Annotated in this window: 16 protein-coding genes; 10 read left to right on the plus strand and 6 right to left on the minus strand. The window is 70.1% G+C overall.

Translation table 11 applies throughout. The features are described from left to right. Positions 1–36 precede the first annotated feature (36 nt). The gene (locus A4X17_RS06915) at positions 37–759 is read right to left on the minus strand and encodes an SDR family NAD(P)-dependent oxidoreductase (RefSeq protein WP_064294931.1); all 723 of its coding nucleotides are present in this window, start codon (positions 757–759) and stop codon (positions 37–39) included. Beyond that, positions 759–1,691, minus strand: coding sequence for a helix-turn-helix transcriptional regulator (locus tag A4X17_RS06920; protein WP_064294932.1), 933 nt, complete (start codon positions 1,689–1,691; stop codon positions 759–761). The genes A4X17_RS06915 and A4X17_RS06920 overlap by 1 nt, the downstream gene beginning before the upstream one ends. A gap of 128 nt (positions 1,692–1,819) precedes the next feature. Between A4X17_RS06920 and A4X17_RS06925 the strand changes: the two genes are divergently transcribed. The 4 genes from A4X17_RS06925 to A4X17_RS06940 are packed head-to-tail and all read left to right on the plus strand — an operon-like array spanning position 1,820 to position 5,637. Continuing rightward, positions 1,820–2,845, plus strand: a complete 1,026-nt coding sequence (locus A4X17_RS06925) for a zinc-dependent alcohol dehydrogenase family protein (protein WP_064294933.1) — start codon at positions 1,820–1,822, stop codon at positions 2,843–2,845. Then, positions 2,842–4,068, plus strand: a complete 1,227-nt coding sequence (locus tag A4X17_RS06930; RefSeq protein ID WP_231884315.1) for an MFS transporter — start codon at positions 2,842–2,844, stop codon at positions 4,066–4,068. Before A4X17_RS06925 ends, A4X17_RS06930 begins: the two co-directional genes overlap by 4 nt. A 54-nt stretch (positions 4,069–4,122) precedes the next feature. Then, entirely contained in the window at positions 4,123–5,103 is a 981-nt protein-coding gene (locus tag A4X17_RS06935; protein WP_157583368.1) for a hypothetical protein, read from the plus strand. Positions 5,104–5,142: 39 nt separating this feature from the next. Continuing rightward, positions 5,143–5,637, plus strand: a complete 495-nt coding sequence (locus A4X17_RS06940; protein WP_064294934.1) for an NUDIX domain-containing protein — start codon at positions 5,143–5,145, stop codon at positions 5,635–5,637. Positions 5,638–5,671: 34 nt separating this feature from the next. Here the strand turns inward: A4X17_RS06940 and A4X17_RS06945 are convergent, their stop codons facing one another. Continuing rightward, positions 5,672–6,502 (minus strand): hypothetical protein, encoded by an 831-nt coding sequence (locus A4X17_RS06945; protein ID WP_064294935.1) that lies wholly within the window; start codon positions 6,500–6,502, stop codon positions 5,672–5,674. A 158-nt stretch (positions 6,503–6,660) separates the two neighbouring features. On the opposite strand from A4X17_RS06945, the gene A4X17_RS06950 reads away from it, so the two are divergent. Continuing rightward, entirely contained in the window at positions 6,661–8,661 is a 2,001-nt protein-coding gene (locus A4X17_RS06950; protein WP_064294936.1) for an AarF/ABC1/UbiB kinase family protein, read from the plus strand. A 43-nt stretch (positions 8,662–8,704) separates the two neighbouring features. After that, positions 8,705–9,952, plus strand: a complete 1,248-nt coding sequence (locus tag A4X17_RS06955) for an APC family permease (RefSeq protein WP_064294937.1) — start codon at positions 8,705–8,707, stop codon at positions 9,950–9,952. An 88-nt stretch (positions 9,953–10,040) separates the two neighbouring features. Here A4X17_RS06955 and A4X17_RS06960 read toward each other — a convergent pair whose 3' ends face one another. Then, on the minus strand, positions 10,041–10,691 hold the full coding sequence (locus A4X17_RS06960; protein WP_064294938.1) for a GntR family transcriptional regulator: 651 nt from the start codon (positions 10,689–10,691) through the stop codon (positions 10,041–10,043). A gap of 242 nt (positions 10,692–10,933) precedes the next feature. Between A4X17_RS06960 and A4X17_RS06965 the strand changes: the two genes are divergently transcribed. The 3 genes from A4X17_RS06965 (at position 10,934) to A4X17_RS06975 (ending at position 16,536) form a co-directional block, all read left to right on the plus strand. Then, positions 10,934–13,321 carry an immunoglobulin-like domain-containing protein gene (locus A4X17_RS06965; protein ID WP_064294939.1) on the plus strand — a complete coding sequence of 796 codons (2,388 nt, stop codon included), beginning with the start codon at positions 10,934–10,936 and terminating at the stop codon, positions 13,319–13,321. Between the two features lie 116 nt (positions 13,322–13,437). Continuing rightward, positions 13,438–14,103 carry a hypothetical protein gene (locus A4X17_RS06970; protein WP_064294940.1) on the plus strand — a complete coding sequence of 222 codons (666 nt, stop codon included), beginning with the start codon at positions 13,438–13,440 and terminating at the stop codon, positions 14,101–14,103. Positions 14,104–14,283: 180 nt separating this feature from the next. Then, entirely contained in the window at positions 14,284–16,536 is a 2,253-nt protein-coding gene (locus A4X17_RS06975) for a leucine-rich repeat domain-containing protein (protein WP_064294941.1), read from the plus strand. Positions 16,537–16,665: 129 nt separating this feature from the next. On the opposite strand, the gene A4X17_RS06980 is transcribed toward A4X17_RS06975, so the two are convergent. Beyond that, positions 16,666–17,268 carry a hypothetical protein gene (locus tag A4X17_RS06980; RefSeq protein WP_064294942.1) on the minus strand — a complete coding sequence of 201 codons (603 nt, stop codon included), beginning with the start codon at positions 17,266–17,268 and terminating at the stop codon, positions 16,666–16,668. A 133-nt stretch (positions 17,269–17,401) separates the two neighbouring features. Then, entirely contained in the window at positions 17,402–17,737 is a 336-nt protein-coding gene (locus A4X17_RS06985) for a nuclear transport factor 2 family protein (protein WP_064294943.1), read from the minus strand. A 276-nt stretch (positions 17,738–18,013) separates the two neighbouring features. Here A4X17_RS06985 and A4X17_RS06990 point away from each other — a divergent pair. Continuing rightward, positions 18,014–18,811, plus strand: a 798-nt coding sequence (locus tag A4X17_RS06990; RefSeq protein ID WP_157583370.1) for a hypothetical protein, incomplete at its 3' end; no start/stop codon positions are given.

Raw genomic sequence — 18,811 nt, forward strand, 5'->3', positions numbered from 1 at the left:
CGCCCCGTGAGCGCGTGCACTACGCTCTCGTGGGAGTCACGGCAGCAGCGGCACGCCCGTGTGCTCGGCGAGCGCGAGCAGCAGCTCGTCCTGGAACGCCTCGTCTCGGACCGCGCGGTGCGGCTCCTCGCGTCGCTGGTGGTGCCAGTATCCGGAGGTGTCGGCGCCGCGCCCTTCGGCGAGCGCCACCTGGGTCCGGTGCCCGAGTTCCAGATCGTCGGGCGCGTTCGGCCCGCCCATCCGTGTCGGCACCCACCCCGGGTCGACCGCGTTGCTGAACACCCCGGGACGCACTCGCGCGATGGCCGCCGCGAGGACCGTCACGAGGAGTTTGCTGTCGGAGTAACTCGTCGTCCTCGTGGAGCCCGACCAGTCGAGACCGTCGAGCGTCGCGGTACCGCCGCGGTGCATGCTGCTGCTGAGGAACACGAGTCGCCGCGCGGGGACGAGGGCGGTGAGCAGGTAGGGCGCGACCACGTTGACCGGCAGGACGGCCGTTCCGTCGAGGACGCCGGCGTTGTGGATGATCGCGTCCACGGGACCGGCTGCGGCGACCTGCTCCGCGAGCTCATGGACGCCGTCGGGGGTGGTGAGGTCACCGGTGACGAGGTGCGCGGAGGGCTCGTCGAGCAGCCGGACACCGTCGGCGCGGGCGAGGCTCCGTGCGTGGACGAGCACCTCGTGCCCGTGGTCGACCAGCTCGGTCGCGGCGCCGAGCCCCAGGCCGACGGCAGCACCGGTCACCAGGATGCGCGCCATCAGCGACCCCCTGCCCGTCCGGCCTCGCTGGTGTCGGGCTCGTTCGTGACCGCCGCACCGTCACGCTGCGCAGCCTGCCGCTGGGACGCCGCCCAGTTCGCGAGCAACTGCAGTCGCTCGGCGGACGGCGAGCCGGGCTCCGCCGTGTAGACGAGCACGACGCGACCGGGGTCGGCCGTGATCGCGAGCTCCTCGTAGGCGAAGGTCATCTCGCCGACGATCGGGTGGTTGAACCGCTTCGTGCCCGTGCCGTGCGTGCGCACGTTGTGCGCTCCCCAGAGCGTGCGGAAGGCGTCGCTCCGGGTCGACAGCTCACCGACGAGGTCGTGCAGTCCTTTGTCGTGCGGGTCCCGGCCGGCCTCGGCACGCATGACCGACACGCACATCTCGGCGAAGACGTCCCAGTCGGGGTAGAAGTCACGGGAGGCCGGGTCGAGGAACTGGAACCGCGCGAGGTTCGGGGTGCGCCCGCCGTCGCCGATGACCGGTGAGTAGAACGCGCGCCCGAGCTCGTTGGTCGCGAGGAGGTCCTGGTGGGTGTTGCGGACGAAGGCGATGCCGTCGGTGATCGCATCGAGCATCCAGTGCAGGCTCGCCCGGGTCGCGGGGTTCTTGGCCACCCGGCGACGCGGTCGACCGGAGAGTGGGACGCCGTCGGCCGCGCGGGCGAGGTCGAACAAGTGGGTGCGTTCCGCCTCGTCGAGCTGGAGCGCCCGGGCGATGGCGTCGAGGACGGTCGAGGACGCTCCGGCGATGGCTCCGCGCTCCAGCTTCGCGTAGTACTCGACACTGACCCCGGCGAGCGCCGCCACCTCGGAACGCCGCAGCCCGGTCACCCGACGGTTGGGGCCCGCGGTGAGGCCGGCGAGTTCCGGGGTCAGCCGTGCCCGACGCGTCATGAGGAACTCGCGTACGTCTGCTCGATCGTCCATGCCTCCGACGATACGTCGTCGAGGCGACTCGACAGGTGCCCTCTCGGTACACCTCTCAGGCGGGACTCCCTCCCGCGGCGCCCGGGGCGTTGACTGGTCGCCTGCACCACCCGACAGAAGGAGCACACATGCGCGCAGTCGTCATGCACTCGCCCGGCGACGTCCGGGTCGAGGACCGTCCGGACCCCACCGTCATCGACCCGACCGACGCCGTCATCCGGCTCACGGCGACCTGCATCTGCGGCTCCGACCTGTGGCCGTACCGCGGGGTCGAGCCCGTCGACCACACGAACATGGGGCACGAGTACGTCGGTGTCGTCGAGCAGGTCGGCGAGGACGTTCGGACGATCGCCGTCGGCGACTTCGTGGTGGGCTCCTTCGTGACCTCCGACAACACCTGTGAGATCTGTCAGGCGGGGTACCAGTCGAAGTGCGTGCACGCCGAGTTCGTGTCGGTCGCCGCTGGCACGCAGGCGCAGCTCGCCCGTATCCCCCACGCCGACGGCACGCTCGTGGCGACGCCGGGGCAGCCGGACGCGGAGCTCATCCCCTCGCTGCTCGCCGCGTCCGACGTACTCGGGACGGGCTGGTTCGCCGCTGTCGCCGCCGAGGTGGGGCCGGGGAAGACGGTCGCGGTCGTCGGTGACGGGGCCGTCGGACTCATGGGCGTCCTCGCGGCCCGGGAGCTCGGGGCGGAACGCATCATCGCGATGTCCCGTCACGCCGACCGGCAGGCGCTCGCCCGCGAGTTCGGCGCGACCGACATCGTCGAGGAGCGCGGCGCCGAGGGTGTCGCACGGATCACGGAGCTGACCGGCGGTCTCGGCGCGCACAGCGTCATCGAGGCGGTCGGCACCGAGGAATCCATGCTGCAGGCGATCCGCTCCACCCGCGGGGGCGGCCACGTCGGCTTCGTCGGCGTCGCCCACGAGGGTGTCTCGCTGCCGCTCGACGAGCTCTTCTTCGCCGAGGTGCACCTCCACGGTGGGCCGGCGCCGGTGCGACGGTTCCTCCCCGAGCTCATCCGGATGATCTGGGAGCGGAGGATCGACCCGGGGAAGGTCTTCGACCTCACGCTGCCGCTCGAAGACGCCGCCGAGGGCTACCGGGCCATGGACGAGCGTCGTGCGATCAAGGTGCTGCTGACACTGTGAACCCCGCGGAACCGATCACCTCGACCCCGGACGCTCCGGCCGGGGCGTCGCCTCTCCCGACAGCCGGTGCGCCCACCCGGATGCCCTGGTTCGCGCTCGCGGCCCTCACCGCCATGGGGTTCGTCCTCGTGGCCTCGGAGACGATGCCGGCAGGGCTCCTCCCGGTCATCGCCCGAGATCTCGAGACGAGCGAGGGCCTGATCGGTCAGTTCATCAGTGTGTGGGCGCTCGGGACCGTCATCGTCACGATCCCGGCGCTCGCCATCACCCGTGGGCTGCGTCGCAAGCCGCTCCTCCTCGGCGCGATCGTCGGGCTCATCCTCGCGAACACCGTGACCGCGGTCGCGGGGGACGTCGTCGTCGCGCTGGTGTCGCGGTTCGTCGCCGGTGCGTTCTGCGGGGTGATCTGGGGCATGCTCGCCGCCTATGGGCGTCGCATCAGCCCGCCCGACCGTGGAGGCCTCGCACTGTCGATCGTGTCCGTCGGAGCGCCTGCCGGGCTGGCGCTCGGGACACCGCTCGGCGCCTGGCTGGGCACCGCGTTCGACTGGCGCTGGGCGTTCGGAGGACTCACGGCGCTCGCGCTCGTCGTGCTCGTGTCCATCGCGGTGGTGGTGCCCGACGCGCCCGGACAGCCTCGCTCGGCACGGCTCCCGCTTCGACGGGTGCTCGTCCTACCGGGTGTCGCTGTCGTCCTCGCGGTGATCGTCGTCTGGATGCTGGCGCACAACACGGTCTACACCTACATCTCGCCGTTCCTTCGGTCCTCGGGCACGGGACTCGGAGCCGATCTCGTGCTGCTGGTCTACGGTGTCGCGTCCATCGCGGGCATCGGTCTCACGGCGGCGCTCATCGACCGGGCTCCGCGTGCGCTGCTCCACGGGAGCGTCGCGATGTTCGTCACGGCGGGCGCGCTGCTCCTGATCGGCCACGCGTCGATGGTCGCCGTCCTCATTGCGACCGTCCTGTGGGGCCTGGCGTTCGGCGGCTCCTCGGCCCAGCTGCAGTCTGCGCTCACCCGATCGGGACGCGAGCACTCGGACGTCGCGAACTCCTTCCTGCCCGTCGCGTTCAACCTCGCGATCTTCGCCGGCGGTGTCCTCGGGGCGCTCCTCCTCGGCACCTTCGACGGCCTGATCCTCCCGGTGGTCATGATCGCCCTCGGGCTCGCTGCGCTGCTGCTCACGATCGCGGGACGCCGTGCGGCCTTCGCCGCGGGGTGACGCGGAGGCCGAGCCGGTGGCCCCGCTCGCGTGAGACCATCGGGCATGGCTTCCATGGATGATGCACCCCGGATCGGGGACCTCGAGGTCGAGAGCGACGCACTCATCGGCGCCGGCACGACGCTCTCGGAGCTGGCGGACGAACTGGCCTGTGGCGTCGACGACGCCACCACCGCCGAGGCCCCGTCGGTTGGTTGGCGGGTGCTCCGCCGGTTGGAGAGCGGTGCGGTGTATCTCGGTTCGCCGGTCGATGCGGACCACCGGATCTGGCGCCTGGCACAGCTCCACACGGGAGAGCAGCCTCCGGTGGTGCGCGTGCACCCGGACACGTCGGACGTGCGACCGAGCCGAGCAGAACGCCGACAGGGCTTGGTGCTGCGATGGCCGTCGTTCGTCGCCGAGCTGGCTGACCCCAGTGAGCTCGTCATCGACATCGTCAACGCGGGCACAGCGAGATGGATGCCCACCGATGAAAGGTTCTTCGCCATCGGCGCGCTCACCGTTCCAGGCGAGACCTCGTTCTCCTTCGGATGGATGGGTTCCGCGGCGGGCCGCGCCGTCCCGCTCGACCCCGAGGAGTGCGCCCGAGTCCCGGTGCAACTCCAGCTGCAGTCCGACCCCACCTCACTGGAGCCCGGCCCCTACGACCTGCACGTCGTGGTCGTCGAACTCGGGCTTCGTCTCGCCGAGCCGCTCCGGGTCGAGCTGACCGCTGAGCTGATCGCGCGTCAGGTCTCCAAGCAGAACCGCCACCGGGCCGACCCCGCGAGCGAGCGCCGAGCCTTCGATCGACAGATCGAAGCAGAGCAGCTGCGAGTCGGTGCCCGCCGGTCCTGGCCCGAGATCGCCGAGGTGGTCGGGAGCGCGGTGTCGGACGACGAGGCGTTGGAGCGCATCGCAGCCGTCCTGGACTGTGAGCCGGAGCAAGCGACGTCCGTGTACGACTCCTCACTGCGCGCGATGGTCAGGGCGGACGCCGACCGTCGTGACGAGCAACTGCAGGAACTCATCCGGCAACGCGACGCCCTCGGGTGACCCTTCACCCGAGCACCTGAGCCACCTAGACTCCCGCGCATGGGTTATGTCGGAAGCGATCTCTGGGAGCTGCGGCAGCTCGTGGGGCATCGGCTCCTCGCGCTCCCGGGTGCGCAGGTGATCGTGCTGGACAGCGAGGGGAACGCACTCTTCCAGCGGCGGGTCGACACCGGCCTGTGGGAGATCCCGGCCGGCAGCTGCGAGCCCGGAAGTAGCTTCGCGCAGACCGCAGTCATCGAACTGATCGAAGAGACCGGTCTGTCAGTGGACGAGCGCGACCTCGAACCGTTCGCCTGTCTCTCGGCCGCTGAGCACCACATCCTCGAGTACCCGAACGGCGACCGGGTCCACGCGTTCGCGATGTGCTTCGTGGTACACACGTGGACCGGTTCGCTCCGCGCCGAGGCGGACGAGGTCGTCGAATTCCGTTGGGCCCCGCTCATCGCCCCGCCTTCACCGACGCATGGTCCCACCCTCGAAGTCCTGCGCCTGTTCGACGCCTACGCCGCGTCGGGAAGGTTTCAGGCGGGGTGACGCCGCGCTCCACGAGAGCGCAGTAGATGTCGCCTCAGACGGCGGATGAGCGCCGCTTGTGCGATCTCGGCGAGCGGGCCAGTCGGGGGAGGAAGAGCGCGAGCCCGAGGAGGGCGACGCCGAGCCAGGGGGCCACGGCACGGATGGCGGGGACCACCGGGCCGTCCTCGTACCAAGCGAGCGGGAAGCTGAGATTGGTGTTGCCCGCGGCATGCAGCGCGGCGAAGTCGAACAGGACGACCCACTCCTGTGGACGCTGCACTCCATCGGTGTAGTAGGGTGCCATCGCGAGGACCGAGGGTTCGTCCGTGGTGACCGTCTCACCGGCAGCGGCGACCTCGCCCCGGTTGATCTGCGCATCGGTGTACTCGGGCAGCCCAGCGCTCAACGGAACGTACATGCGCCATTCGTCGGCCAGTGACGCTTCACGCTCGTTCGGGTCCTCCACGCCATCCCGCCCGCTCACCGTGGCGATGAACCGTGCAGGAAGGTCGTCGGACAGGATGAGCTCGGACGGCTCGACGATCGACACGCGGTCCGGGACACGGGAGCGGGTGTCGACGTCGATGAGCGTGAAGGTCCGATCATCACGCGAGTACGACCCGAAGCGACCGACCGGGCCCTGGAATCGTTCGAGCTCGACCTCGGTTCCGTCCGCGGTGGTCACGGTGATGCGGTCGGGCGCGCTGAACGCCGGCCCGTCCGCCGGCACGACCGGGAGGGTGAGCCCTGCCGCACTGGTGAACGCGAGCACCGCCAGCACGCCGCAGAGGACGCGGATGACGACGAGCTGATGGCGACGAAAGGTCTCCCGGCGGCCCCCGTCCGCCGCCGCGGCCTGTTTCTGAACCCGCTGGTCGCCCATAGATATCCCCGTCCCCGTCCGACACCCTAGCGAACCCCGGGCGGAGAGGGACCGTTCCGCCGGATCCCGAGGAGGGTCAGCGCTCGCGCTCGCTCAGCCGGGCCGGATACGCTGGCGAGCGGGGCGAGACGACCGCTCGACCGACGAGGGGATGCCGGATGCTGACTGACGCACTCACCATCGTGCTGGCGGTCGTGTCGGCGCTGCTCCTCGGGTTCGCCGCCCGACGGGTGCTCGACGCCCCGGTGGGTTGGCCACGCAGCATCCTGGTCGGGCTCGTCGTGTTCGTCACCGGCCCACCGTTCGTGAACTGGCTGCTGCAACAGACCGGCCTGGTCCAGCCCGGTGAGGCCGGGGACGCTCGGGCGGCCTTCGCGGCGATCGCCGTCGCCCTCCTCGCGATCGGCTGGATCTTCGCCCTCGGGCTCGGTGTCCTCGTCGCCATCGAGGTCATCATCCCGACCCGGCCGCTGATGAACCCGATCGACGTCGTCCGCTCCGCGATCAAACGACGGCGACGGACGAGGCGATACCTGCAGATCCTCGCCATCGCATCCCGACACGGCGCGGGCTGGCTCGTGCACGGCCGGTCCCGCGTCCAGCTCGAACTCACCACGAGCGAGCAGCGCGCCAACGCGATCATCGCGACGATCAACGACTCCGGCGTCACCTTCGTGAAGCTCGGACAAGTGCTCTCCACGAGACGGGACCTCGTGCCCGAGCCGTACCTCAGCGCCCTCGCGTCCCTGCAGTCCGAGGCGACCACCCTCCCCTGGCACGAGGTCCAGGTCGTCATCGAGACCGAGCTCGGCGCACCGATCGACACCGTGTTCGCGTCGATCGACTCCGAACCGCTCGCGGCCGCATCCGTCGCCCAGGTGCACACCGCCGAGATGCTCGACGGTACCCCCGTGGTCGTGAAGGTCCAGCGACCGGCCGCCCGCGTGCAGGTCGAGGCAGACGCCGACATCGTCGTCCGCCTCGCCGAGCGCGCCGAGACGCACACCAAGTTCGGGCAGGACCTCCGCCTCGCCTCCGTTGCGCGGGCCTTCACCTCGACCCTGCTCGAAGAACTCGACTACCGGATCGAAGCCCGCAACGTGGAGATGATCCGCAGCACCTTGAAGCGTCGCGATGAGCGCGACGAAGGCGTCCGGATCACGGTCCCACGCGTCTATCCGGCGGCCTCCGGTGCCCGCCTGCTCACCATGGACCTCGTCGACGGACTGCCACTCAGTCGAGCGCGGGACCGCATCGCGACCATCCCCAAGGAGGAACGCGAGACCCTCGCGACCGGCCTCATGGAGGTCGTGCTCGAACAGATCCTCGTGCACGGCGTCTTCCACGCCGACCTCCACCCGGGCAACGTCATCCTCCGCGAGGACGGATCGCTCGGACTGATCGACTTCGGGGCCGTCGGCGTCATCGAGCGCAGCCAGCGGCAGCGACTCACCGCGGTGATGCTCGCCACCGTCAGCGAGGACGACATCGCGGCGACCGACGCCCTCCTCCTCATCGTGGACCTGCCCGAGGACGCCGACCTCGACGCCCTGCGCCACGACGTGGGCATCGTCATCACGACCGAACGTCACCGCCCGGGTGGCGACGGCTCGATCTTCAGCCGACTCCTCGACGTCATCCGGCAGCACCACATCGCGCTCCCCGGCGACCTCGCCGCCGCGTTCCGCAGTTTCGCGACCCTCGAAGGGTGCCTCAAAGCGCTCGACCCCGACTTCGACATGTTCGAACAGGCCCTCCCGATGGTCCCGCGCCTGCTCCGCCGCTCGCAGTCCATCCGGCAGACGGCGGTCACCCTGCAGGCGCAGGCCGCCGTCACCGCCGCCTTGGCCCGCAACCTCCCGCGCCGACTCGACTCGCTGCTGTCCGGCCTCGAGGACGGGACGGTGGGCGTGACGCTGAAGGGCTTCGCCGATGAACCGGCGAAGGGGCTCGTGGAGGGTGTGACCGCGGAGATCGTGGGAACCCTGATCTCGATCGCCGCCCTCGTGATCGCCGTGGTCCTCGTCGTCACCGGTGCCGGCCCGGTCCTCCCCGGCGGCCTCCGGGTGTTCGACCTGATCGCGGCGTTCATCGGGTTCCTCGGCTTCCTGGGCCTGTTGCGCGTGCTGCGGCAGACCGTCGTCCGCCGAGGTCGGTGACCGGAGCACCCTGCTGTTCACCTGACGGCACTACCGTGATCGGGTGAGCGATCCCCGACTGCAGCGACGCCTGGGCACGAGCGCCGCGGTGTTCATCGGCCTGGGGTCGATGATGGGCGCCGGCGTCTTCGCGGTGTTCCAGCCGGCGGCGGAGGTCGCCGGCGCAGGACTCCTCATCGGGCTCATGATCGCCGCGGTCGTCGCCTGCTGCAACGCGATGTCCTCCGCGCAACTCGCCGCACAACTCCCCTCGGCCGGCGGCACCTACCTGTACGGCCGCGAACTCATCGGGCCGTGGTGGGGCTTCGCGGCCGGATGGAGCTTCGTGGTGGGCAAGACGGCGAGCGCCGCAGCCATGGCGGTCGCCTTCGCCGCGTACGCTGCACCGGCCGAGTGGAGTCGTCCGGTCGCCGCGCTCGCGGTCGCCCTCGTGGTCGTGACCAACTGCCTCGGGGTCACCCGCACCGCGACCGCGACCCGGGTGATCGTGGTGGCCGTCCTCCTGGTCCTCGCCGTGGTCGTCGGCTCAGGCCTCGTCGGACCGGACGCCGGTTCGACGGGGCTCGCGTCGCTCGGGTTCGACGCCGGCCCGCTCGCCGTGCTGCAGTCCGCGGGGTTGCTGTTCTTCGCTTTCGCCGGGTATGCGCGGATCGCGACCCTCGGCGAGGAGGTCCGCGACCCGGCCAAGACGATCCCGCGCGCCATCGGGATCGCGTTCGCCGTCGCGGTGATCGTCTACGCGGCCGTCGCGGTCGTGTCGCTGCTCACGCTCGGCGCAGACGGTCTCGCGTCCAGTGCGCGCCCCTTGGCCGCGGTGGTGGAGACGAACGGGTGGCCGTGGGCTGCGACGCTGGTGCGACTCGGTGCGGCGGCGGCCTGTCTGGGGGCGCTCCTCGCCGTGTTCGCAGGCATCGGACGGACCGCCTTCGCGATGGCGAGGACCGGCGACCTGCCCCGGGTGCTCGACGCGGTGCACCCGCGCTTCGCGACCCCCTACCGGGCGGAGCTCCTCGTCGGCGCGGTCGTCGTCGTCCTCGTCCTGCTCATCGACCTCCGGAGCGCGATCGGGTTCTCCTCGTTCGGCGTGCTGCTCTACTACGTGGTCGCCAACGTCGCGGCGTTCCGCCAGACGCGCGAGCACCGACGGTACCCTCGCGCGGTCAGTGTGTTCGGCGCCGTCGGTTGCGTCGTCCTCATGTTCACACTGCCGCCGACGTCGGTGCTCGTGGGCGGCGTCGTCGTCCTCGTCGGGTTCGCCGGGCGGGCGGTGGCACTTCGGCAGGCTCAGTGACCGGAATTCGGCTCAGTGACCGGATGCTGGTCCCTGCCCTTCGACAAGCTCAGGATCCGCCTGTCGGAGGGTGGCCGACGAAAGGGGGCTACAGCTGCGTGGAGAGGCGGAAGATGTTCTCGACCGCCAGTTCGGCGGCGATCGCGTCACCGGCCTCGACCGCCTCACGGAGCTCCGGATAGCCCTGCTCCTTGGCCGCCCAGTCCGTGTTCTCCTCGGTGCGGGTCGCGGAGGACCGGTAGGTGAGGCCGTCGATGATGTCCTTCGTCGCCGCGACGAGCGTGGCGTTCGGGCACGCGGCGATGAACGCGTCGAAGAGCTCCCAGCTGAGTCGCCCGTGCTCGGCCATGTCTCGCTGCTCGACGACCACGATCACCTGGTTGATCGCGCGGACGAGCGCCTTCTTCTGCGTCGCGCCGAGACCGGGCACGGTGACGCGGACGACACCGCCGAGCATCGCGCCCAGTGTCTGCATGACCTCGGTGCGCTGTGCCGGGTCGGGCAGGGCGACTCGGGTGTACCGCTGTGCGGCCATCTCGATGAGGCCGACGCGGGCGAGGTCGTTGAGGGCCTCGCGGATCGGCGTGCGGGAGATCCCGAGCCAGGACTGGAGTTCGCCGTCGTTGAGGTGCTCACCGGGCTCGAGGGTGCCGTCGAAGATGGCCGTGCGGATGCGTTCGACCGCGACCTCGCGGAGTGACCGACGCTCGACGGGCGGGTTGGCTGAGGGCACGGGCATGCGGGATCTCCTTCGTCGGCGAATGCTATGCCATCAGCGTACCGAATATCAGCGGATCCACCCGGGGTTGACGGGAGAGTCGACGACACCTGACGGGCGGGGTCACCGCGCGGTCACCGCAGGGTCGCCCGCCCGCAACCGCGCATTCATCCGGTCTCCGTACCGTGATCGGCTGCCGAGCGTTGCGATTCGCTCGGCGGTTCGGGCGATGCCTGCACCTCGGAAGAACACTGGAGATCTGCGTGAACGACATCACCGGCGCGACTGACACGCGCCACCGCTCGCGACACCGCGCGACGCGACTCGCCGGCGGCACCCTCGGAGCGCTCGTGCTCCTCGTGGGCGTCGGCACCACCGCCGCCGCACCGGCGCAGGCGGCCTCGTACCCCGACACCTTCCTCGACACCGCGTCGACCGTCTGGAGCTACTCCGACGACGCGAGCGACCCGGCCGCCGGTTCCGCCGATCGCCTGGTCTGGACGCAGGGCGGCTTCGACGACAGCGCATGGAAGACCGCGAACGGCAGCTTCGGCGCGAAGAACGGTCGCGCGACCGGCATCGGCCCGTACACCGCGAAGACCCTGCTCAACCAGTACATCGACGGCAGCGCGGCACCCGATGTGCCGACGTATCACTTCCGTTCGGACTTCGAGCTGACCGGTGAGCAGCTCGACGGACTCGACAGCCTCCAGGGCAGCATCGTGTACGACGACGCCGTGCAGGTCTTCGTGAACGGCACCAAGGTCGCCGGCTTCGTCGACGAGCAGGTCGAGGCGGCGCCGGAGGCGTCACGCAACCAGATGTACGCCGGCGCCAGCAACGGCGATCCGCTCACCTCCACGTTCACCGTTCCGGCGGGCGCACTCGTCGCCGGCGAGAACACCGTCGCGGTCGCGCTCTACCAGGACCGGGCCACGAGCTCGGACATCTACTTCGACCTGACCTCGCTCGCCCCGGTCGCAGCCGACGAACCCGTGTCGATCTCCGACGTCGTCCTCACGATCGGCGCCGATGAGAGCGAACGCGGCATCACCTGGTACAGCGACCGCGATGTCGCCCAGGTCGCTCAGGTCGCACCGGCGTCCGCGATGACCGGTGACGCCTTCCCCGAGGCGTCGGCGGTGAACGTGCCGGGTGTCGGCGGCGTCACGACGAGTGGTGAGTTCAACCGCTTCGCGACGATCACGGGACTCGCCGAGAGCACCGGTTACGTCTACCGGGTCGGCAGTGACGACAACGGATGGTCGGAGGTCTCGGCGTTCACGACCAAGTCCTTCTCCGGCGACTACGACTTCCTCTTCGTCGGGGACCCGCAGATCGGAGCCTCCGGGAACGTGGCGAACGACCAGGCCGGCTGGGCCGACACCCTGGACGTCGCACAGGCCGCCTACCCCGATGCGGAACTGCTGTTCTCAGCGGGTGACCAGGTCGAGCGCGCCGGCAACGAGGACCACTACAACGCCTTCCTCGCCCCCGAGCAGCTCCGCACCATGCCGCTCGTGCCCGTCAACGGCAACCACGACGTCGGCTCGAAGGCCTACGAGCAGCACTACAACGTGCCGAACCTGGACCCCACCGCCGGCGCGGCGACCTCCGGTACCTCCTCGGGCGGCGACTACTGGTTCTCCTACAAGGACGTCCTGTTCATGGTGATCAATTCGAACAGCAGCGACTACGACTCGCACGCCGCGTTCCTCGAACAGGTCGTCGCCGAGCAGGGTGCGTCCGCGAAGTGGAAGGTGCTCGCGTTCCACCACTCGATCTACTCGGTGGCGGCGCACACGAACGACACGCAGATCGTGGACATGCGGGCGAAGCTGCCGTCGATCATCTCCGACCTCGGCGTCGACCTCGTCCTCCAGGGACACGACCACAGCTACACGCGCAGCTACCTCATCAAGGACGGCGAGCTCGCGAACCCGGACGAGACCGCCGCACAGGGCACCGTCACCGCGGGCCCAGGCGAGGTTCTCTACGTCACCGCAAACTCCGCGAGCGGGTCGAAGTACTACGACGTCAAGGCGCCCGACGCCTGGTTCGCCTCGGTCATCAACCAGGAGTACACGCGCAACTACTCGAACATCCGGGTGACCGACGACTCCATCACGATCACGACGCTCCGGAGCGAGGCCAACTCTGCCGCCCGGGCGGCGGTGAACAGCGTCGTGGACGAGGTGACCCTGCAGCGCGAGGACACCGTCGCGCCGCAGCTCGTGCTGCCTGAGACCGAGACCACGGTGGAGCAGGGCGCTGCGTTCGACGCGCTCGCCGGCGTCACGGCGACGGATACGCGCGACGGCGACCTGACCGCGGCGATCACCGTCTCAGGATCGGTCGACACGATGACGCCGGGCACCTACGCCCTGAGCTACGCGGTGTCCGACGCCGCCGGCAACACAGCGACGGCAAGCCGCTCGGTCACGGTCACCGCTGCCCCCGCCGTTCCCGGCACACCGGGCGCCGGCAGCGGGACGGGTCCAGGTTCCCCGACGCCGGTCGCGTCCGGCTCCGACCCGCTCGCGAACACGGGTGCGGAGATCGGCGGGATCGTCGCGATCGCGTTCATGCTCCTGTTGGGTGGCGCGCTGACGCTGCTGCAGCGTCGGGCCCGCGCGCGTCGCGAGGGCTGACCTCGGGCGGGTGCCCCGTCGTCCATGGTCGTCCGCGATCCGACGGCGGGGCACCTCTGCTTCCGCGCCCGGCCCTGGTCGGTCATCTCGTCATCGCCTGCACGATCGGATCCCACATGTCGCCCACCCGCACGCGCCCATCGCGCGTCGCCCGCTTCCACTCCGCAGCCGTCTTCGCGCTCGCACTCGCACTGACCGGGTGCTCCGGAACCGGTGGAACCGAAGGGGTCCTGACAGCGCCGACCGGTCGGACCGACGCTGCGCCGTCGGTGCCGGGCGCGACGAGCACGCCCGAGCCCGCCTCATGGGCCGACGCCGTCGCACCGGAGGGGTTCACGGTCGCCGTCGTGACCGCAGTGCCCCAGGGCGCCGACCCCGAGATCGACGCCGCGGTGGACGCCATCGGCGCGCGAACCGGCGCGGCCGTCAGCAGGACGGTGGTGCCTCCCGGTGGCGCCGGCACGGGAGATCCCCTCACAGACGTGCTCGCCGGTTCCCCCGACCTCGTGGTCGTGCTCGGCCTGGAGCTGCTCGACGTCGCCGACCGCTCCTCGGCGTCAAATCTCGGGCAGCAGTTCCTCATCATCGGCGCACAATTGCCGGAGCCGACGGCGAACGTCACCGCGGTGGTCTGGCCGGGTGCGACCGCGCGACGTGCCGACGAGCCCCGAGCGGCGCCGAACGGCTTGCCGGGGGTCGCCGCGCATGCGGGCGACGCGCTCCAGGCGGGCCTCGCGGCGCTGATCGCCGACACGACGGGCGGGGTGCTCGTCCTGTCGTGAGCCAAAGTGGCAGTGGAGGGTGGCGCCCCTCGTGATACGAGAAACTCGATCCGAACATATCCTGCATATCAGACTGATATACTGATCCTTCATCGTGAGCTGAGCTCCGTTCGCCGGAAGTCCGTCCGCGCCGTGGCGAGAGCCATGGTCTTCGACCAGCTCCCCCATCGAAGGAATCTCATGACCCCTCCCTCACTCGTCCAACCCGACCCAGGCGTCGGTGCCGCTCCGCCGCGGAGACGGGCACCCGTACTCCGCTCCATCGCCGCGCTGGCGATCGGCGCCGTCGCGGCGATCGCCAATGCCACGCCAGCGCACGCCGCAGACGTCACGTTCGCCGATGGCAACCTCAACTACTGTGTCCAACAGGCGCTCGGGCTCCCATCCGGGACGCCCATCTCCGAGGAGCAGGCTGCGACGGTGACCACGCTCCGCTGCGGCACGACCGTCCAGTCGCTTGTCGGCATCGAGTCACTCACCAACCTCACGTCACTCTCGCTCACCCGTGCGCCGCTCTCCGCCGGCGTCGAGCCGCTCGCGTCCCTCGCTTCGATCACGAGCCTGTCGCTCACCGGGACATCGAGTCTCGACCTGTCGGTCATCGCCGGGATGACACAGCTCACATCGCTCAACATCCAGTCCGCGCCGCTGACCGACCTGTCGCCGCTCGCCTCGATGGTGAACCTCACGAGCCTCGGACTCAACGACGTCGGGGCCAGCGATCTGAGCCCCCTCAGCGGTCTCTCCGGCTTGGAAGCCCTCTCCGTCAAGGGCAACCGGCTGACCACGCTGGCGCCGCTGTCGACACTCACCGCGCTGCACTCGCTCGAGGCGGCGTCCAACCAGATCTCCGACGTCTCGCCGGTGGCGAGCTTGACGAGGCTGCAGCACCTGAACCTGCTCTCCAACCAGATCGAGGACGTCACGCCGATCCAAGGCCTCACGAACCTCCGCACCCTGAACCTGCAACTCAACCGCGTGTCCGACGCCGGCCCGTTGAGCACCCTGACGAGGTTGACCTCCCTGGCGCTCGACGACAACCGGATCACCGACCTCTCGCCCTTCATCCCGCTCACCGCGCTTCAGGTGCTCACGATCAACGACAACCTGATCGAGGACGTCACACCGCTCCGCGAACTGGTCCACATCGAGACCCTCGAGTTGTCCGGGAACCACATCTCCTCCATCGCACCGCTCGCCGGCCTGGTCGCGACGAACTACGTCCGCTTGGACCGCCAGGTGATCGCGCTCCCCGAGATCGCCGTCGGCGCACCACAGGAGAACCCGATCCGGTCGCTCGACGGAACCCCGGCGCCCGTCACCTCGGCCACCGCGCAGTACGACTCAGCGAGCAACACCTGGACGTTCGCAGCGGTCGGCAACAACTCCCTCGCATGGACGGTCCGCGACCTCGGCATCGGCTCGTACTCCGCGTTCTCGGGGCGGATCACTCAGCGCTCGATCGCGACGGTCGGGTCGCTCGAACTCGAGCAGTCCATGGCGCTCGAGGAGACCGGCACCCACCCCGCCCCCGGCGACACGGTGACGCACACGTACACCCTCCGGAACACCGGCACGGCGACGGTCTCCGACGTCTCGATCACCGACACCACTCCCGGCCTCTCCGGATTCAGCTTCGACTGGCCCGCGGCCGAGCGCGTCCTCGCGCCGGGACAGGTCGCGACGGCGACGGCGACGAGCACGCTGACGCAGACCGACATCGATGCCATGCGCCTCGACAGCTCTGCGACCGCCACTGGAGCCGCGGCGACCTCGCCGGTGGTCTCGAACGAAGCGGCAGCCACCCTCCCGATCGACGGACTGAACGAGATCAGCGTGACCATCACGGCGGACACCACGTCCGTCGGCGAACCGGCGGCGGTCGGCGACCCCATCGGCTACGCCATCATCGCGGCGAACACCGGCACGCGAACCCTCACCGGGACAACGGTCACCGCATCGCTCCCGGAGCTGTCCGAGTTCGTCATCGAGTGGCCGGGCGCGGCGGGCGTCCTCGCTCCCGGCGAGCAGGTCCGCGTCACGACCGGGTACCCCATCACGGCGACGGACATCGAGCTCGGGTCGGTCAGGAACGTGGCGACCGCGAGCGGAACCGGGCCCGACGGCGTCGGCGTCGACAGCAGCGCCTCGGTGTCAACCGATCTGAGCAGCTCGATCGTCACGCCGGACCCGGAACCGACCCCGGACCCGGATCCCACGCCGACCCCGGAGCCCTCCCGGTCGCCCGCTCCGGGAACGGTCGCCCCGGCACCCGGCGCGACCACCGGCGACCTGGCGAAGACCGGCGTCGACAGCGGCGCGCTCACCGGACTCACCCTCGGCGCACTGCTCCTGTTCGGCGTCGGCGCCGCGGTGCTCGCGGAAACGCGCCGACGGTCACGCGCCGCAGCAGGCGCTGAGCGGAACGCGTAGACGCATCACTGGTGCAGCGGAGGGCGGGTTGTCGACAACCCGCCCTCCGCTGTGTTCCCGGAGCGACCCCGCTCGTCGGCATGATCGCCGAACGGCCGCCCAAGCCCGAATCCCGATCAGGCCTTCGGATCAGGCCTTCGGGATGAGCGGGATGACGTCGCGGCTCGGCGGAACGACCTCGCCGCTCTTGCTGCCGCCGATGACCTTGCCCTCCGGGCGGTCGTAGACGAGGTCGAACTCGGTCTCATCAGTGCGCACCCAGGCGCCGATCCAGCCGGTCGCCGTCTCACCGGCCGGTGTCGCCTGCAGGAGTGGGTACCCGGCCGACGCCATCGGAGCCTTCAACTCTTCGGGCGTTCCGAGGCCGAGCGTCACGTACTCGAGGTTGACGGCACGGGTGGTGACGGAGACCCGGTGCGGGAAGACGCTGCCGCCGTACTCGTCGCCGGCTTCGAGTCGGACCTGGACGAGCATCGGACGCAGGCCGTCGGTGGTGCCTGCAGGCGCCGGGAAGTCGTCGACGATCGCGAGGGCGGTCACCGTGGTGCCGTCGACATCGTCGGTGAGGGTATGCTCCTGCAGCGGAGTGCTCGGTGGCTGCGACACGGACGGCGTCGGCGAGGCGGAGGATCGGCCCGCATCCGACGAGGAGCCGGTGGAGCAACCGGCGAGGGCGAGGGCGGCGACCGCGAATGCTGCGGCCAGGGTCGTTCGACGAGAACTGATGCGCATGACTCAATCCTGTCAGACACGCCCAGGTGCGATCCGTCGCCGGATGGTCGGGCGCGGGCGACGCGGGCGCACGGAACGGCCATGTGGCGTTGCAGTCCCGTGCGACCGCGATGCACGCGTTCGATCCAGCCCCTCAGACAGCGCCACCGAAATAGACCTCGACCTCCTGGACGGTTCCGTCCACGACACGAGTCGCTTCCAGGTTGCGATACGTCTTCCCTTGCACGACGTACTCGTAGCGGTGGAGGACGATGCCGTCGGTCTCGACGATCTGGAGCGTCACGCCCGGGGTGTCGAAATGGTCGGCGGTCGGGAAGCAACGCTCGAGCCAGGTCGCTCGGTCGAGGTGGTCGTCCTGCGGGCTGGTGAAGACGAAGTCCGCATGCATGAGCGCCTCGGCAGCATCCCGATCCTGCTCGCGGAACGCCCGCATGAACGCCAGAACCGTGTCGATCGCCGATGAACGCATGCGGTGATCCTACGCGCGGAGCTGGCGCGGCGGTTGGGGAAGATGTCCGCGTGGGCCCTTCGACACTTTCAGGGACCGGCTGCCGGCGTTTCGACCCCTGCGCCGGTCGCGGGGCCCGCTTGAACCTCCCGCAACGCTCTTCGATCGCCGAGGAGACTCGGTCCCTGAGCTTGTCGAAGGGCACCCTGAGCAAGCATCAACTGTGGGATAAATTCCCAGATCAGGAGCTGATTCTTTGTCCGTTCGAGTGTCAGTGGTCCGTGTTTGGATGGACCTATGACCAGCACCGCACCGAACCCGCTCACCGCCGCCGCGGCCGGGTTCGATGCGCTCTGGCAGAGCGCGCTCGACGCGATCCGTCCAGGCTCCGGTGTCGCGGAGCAGCTCGAGAACATGAACGACGAGGCGATCCTCCGTGTCCTCGACGAGCTCGGTGCCGTGCAGCATGCGGTCGAGGTCCTCGCCGCACGCGTCACCGGCGCGATCGCGTTGCGCCCGTCGCCTTCCCGCCGCGACGGCACCCTGGTGCGCGCCGCCGGTTACGCGAACCCGGGTGTCATGGTGTCCGAGCGGTGGCGGGTGGCGCGCACCCGAGGCGCGGCGATCGCGGAGGTCGGTGCCGCCATCACGCAGCCGCGCGGGTTGCTCGGCGAGCTGGAGGAATGTCCGTTCCCCGCAGTCGCGGCATCGCTCGAACCGGTTGCCGCCGATGACCCATCCGATCCCGACACAGGCCCGGACGACACCCACCCATCAAGCACTGCCGGCACACCCAGAGCACCCCTGAGCGTCGACGGGGCCGCGGCCATCGTCCGGGAGCTCCGCAACGCGGGCCGCATCTGCAGCAGAGGCGAACTCGAGGCGGCGTCGGTCATCGCCATCGAGCACGCCGCCCACGCGCCCCTGCAAGACGTCACCCGCATCGCCAAACTCGTCCGCACCCGCCTCGACCAAGACGGCCGCGAACCCCGCGACGAACTCCTCCGCCGAGCCGAACGCTGCACCATCCACGAACTCCCCACCGGCATGACCCTCCTCCGCGCCGAACTCGCCCCCGAAAGCGCCGCCTTCATC

It is taken from the genome of Plantibacter sp. H53 (genome assembly GCF_001650455.1).
Lineage (GTDB): Bacteria > Actinomycetota > Actinomycetes > Actinomycetales > Microbacteriaceae > Plantibacter > Plantibacter flavus_A.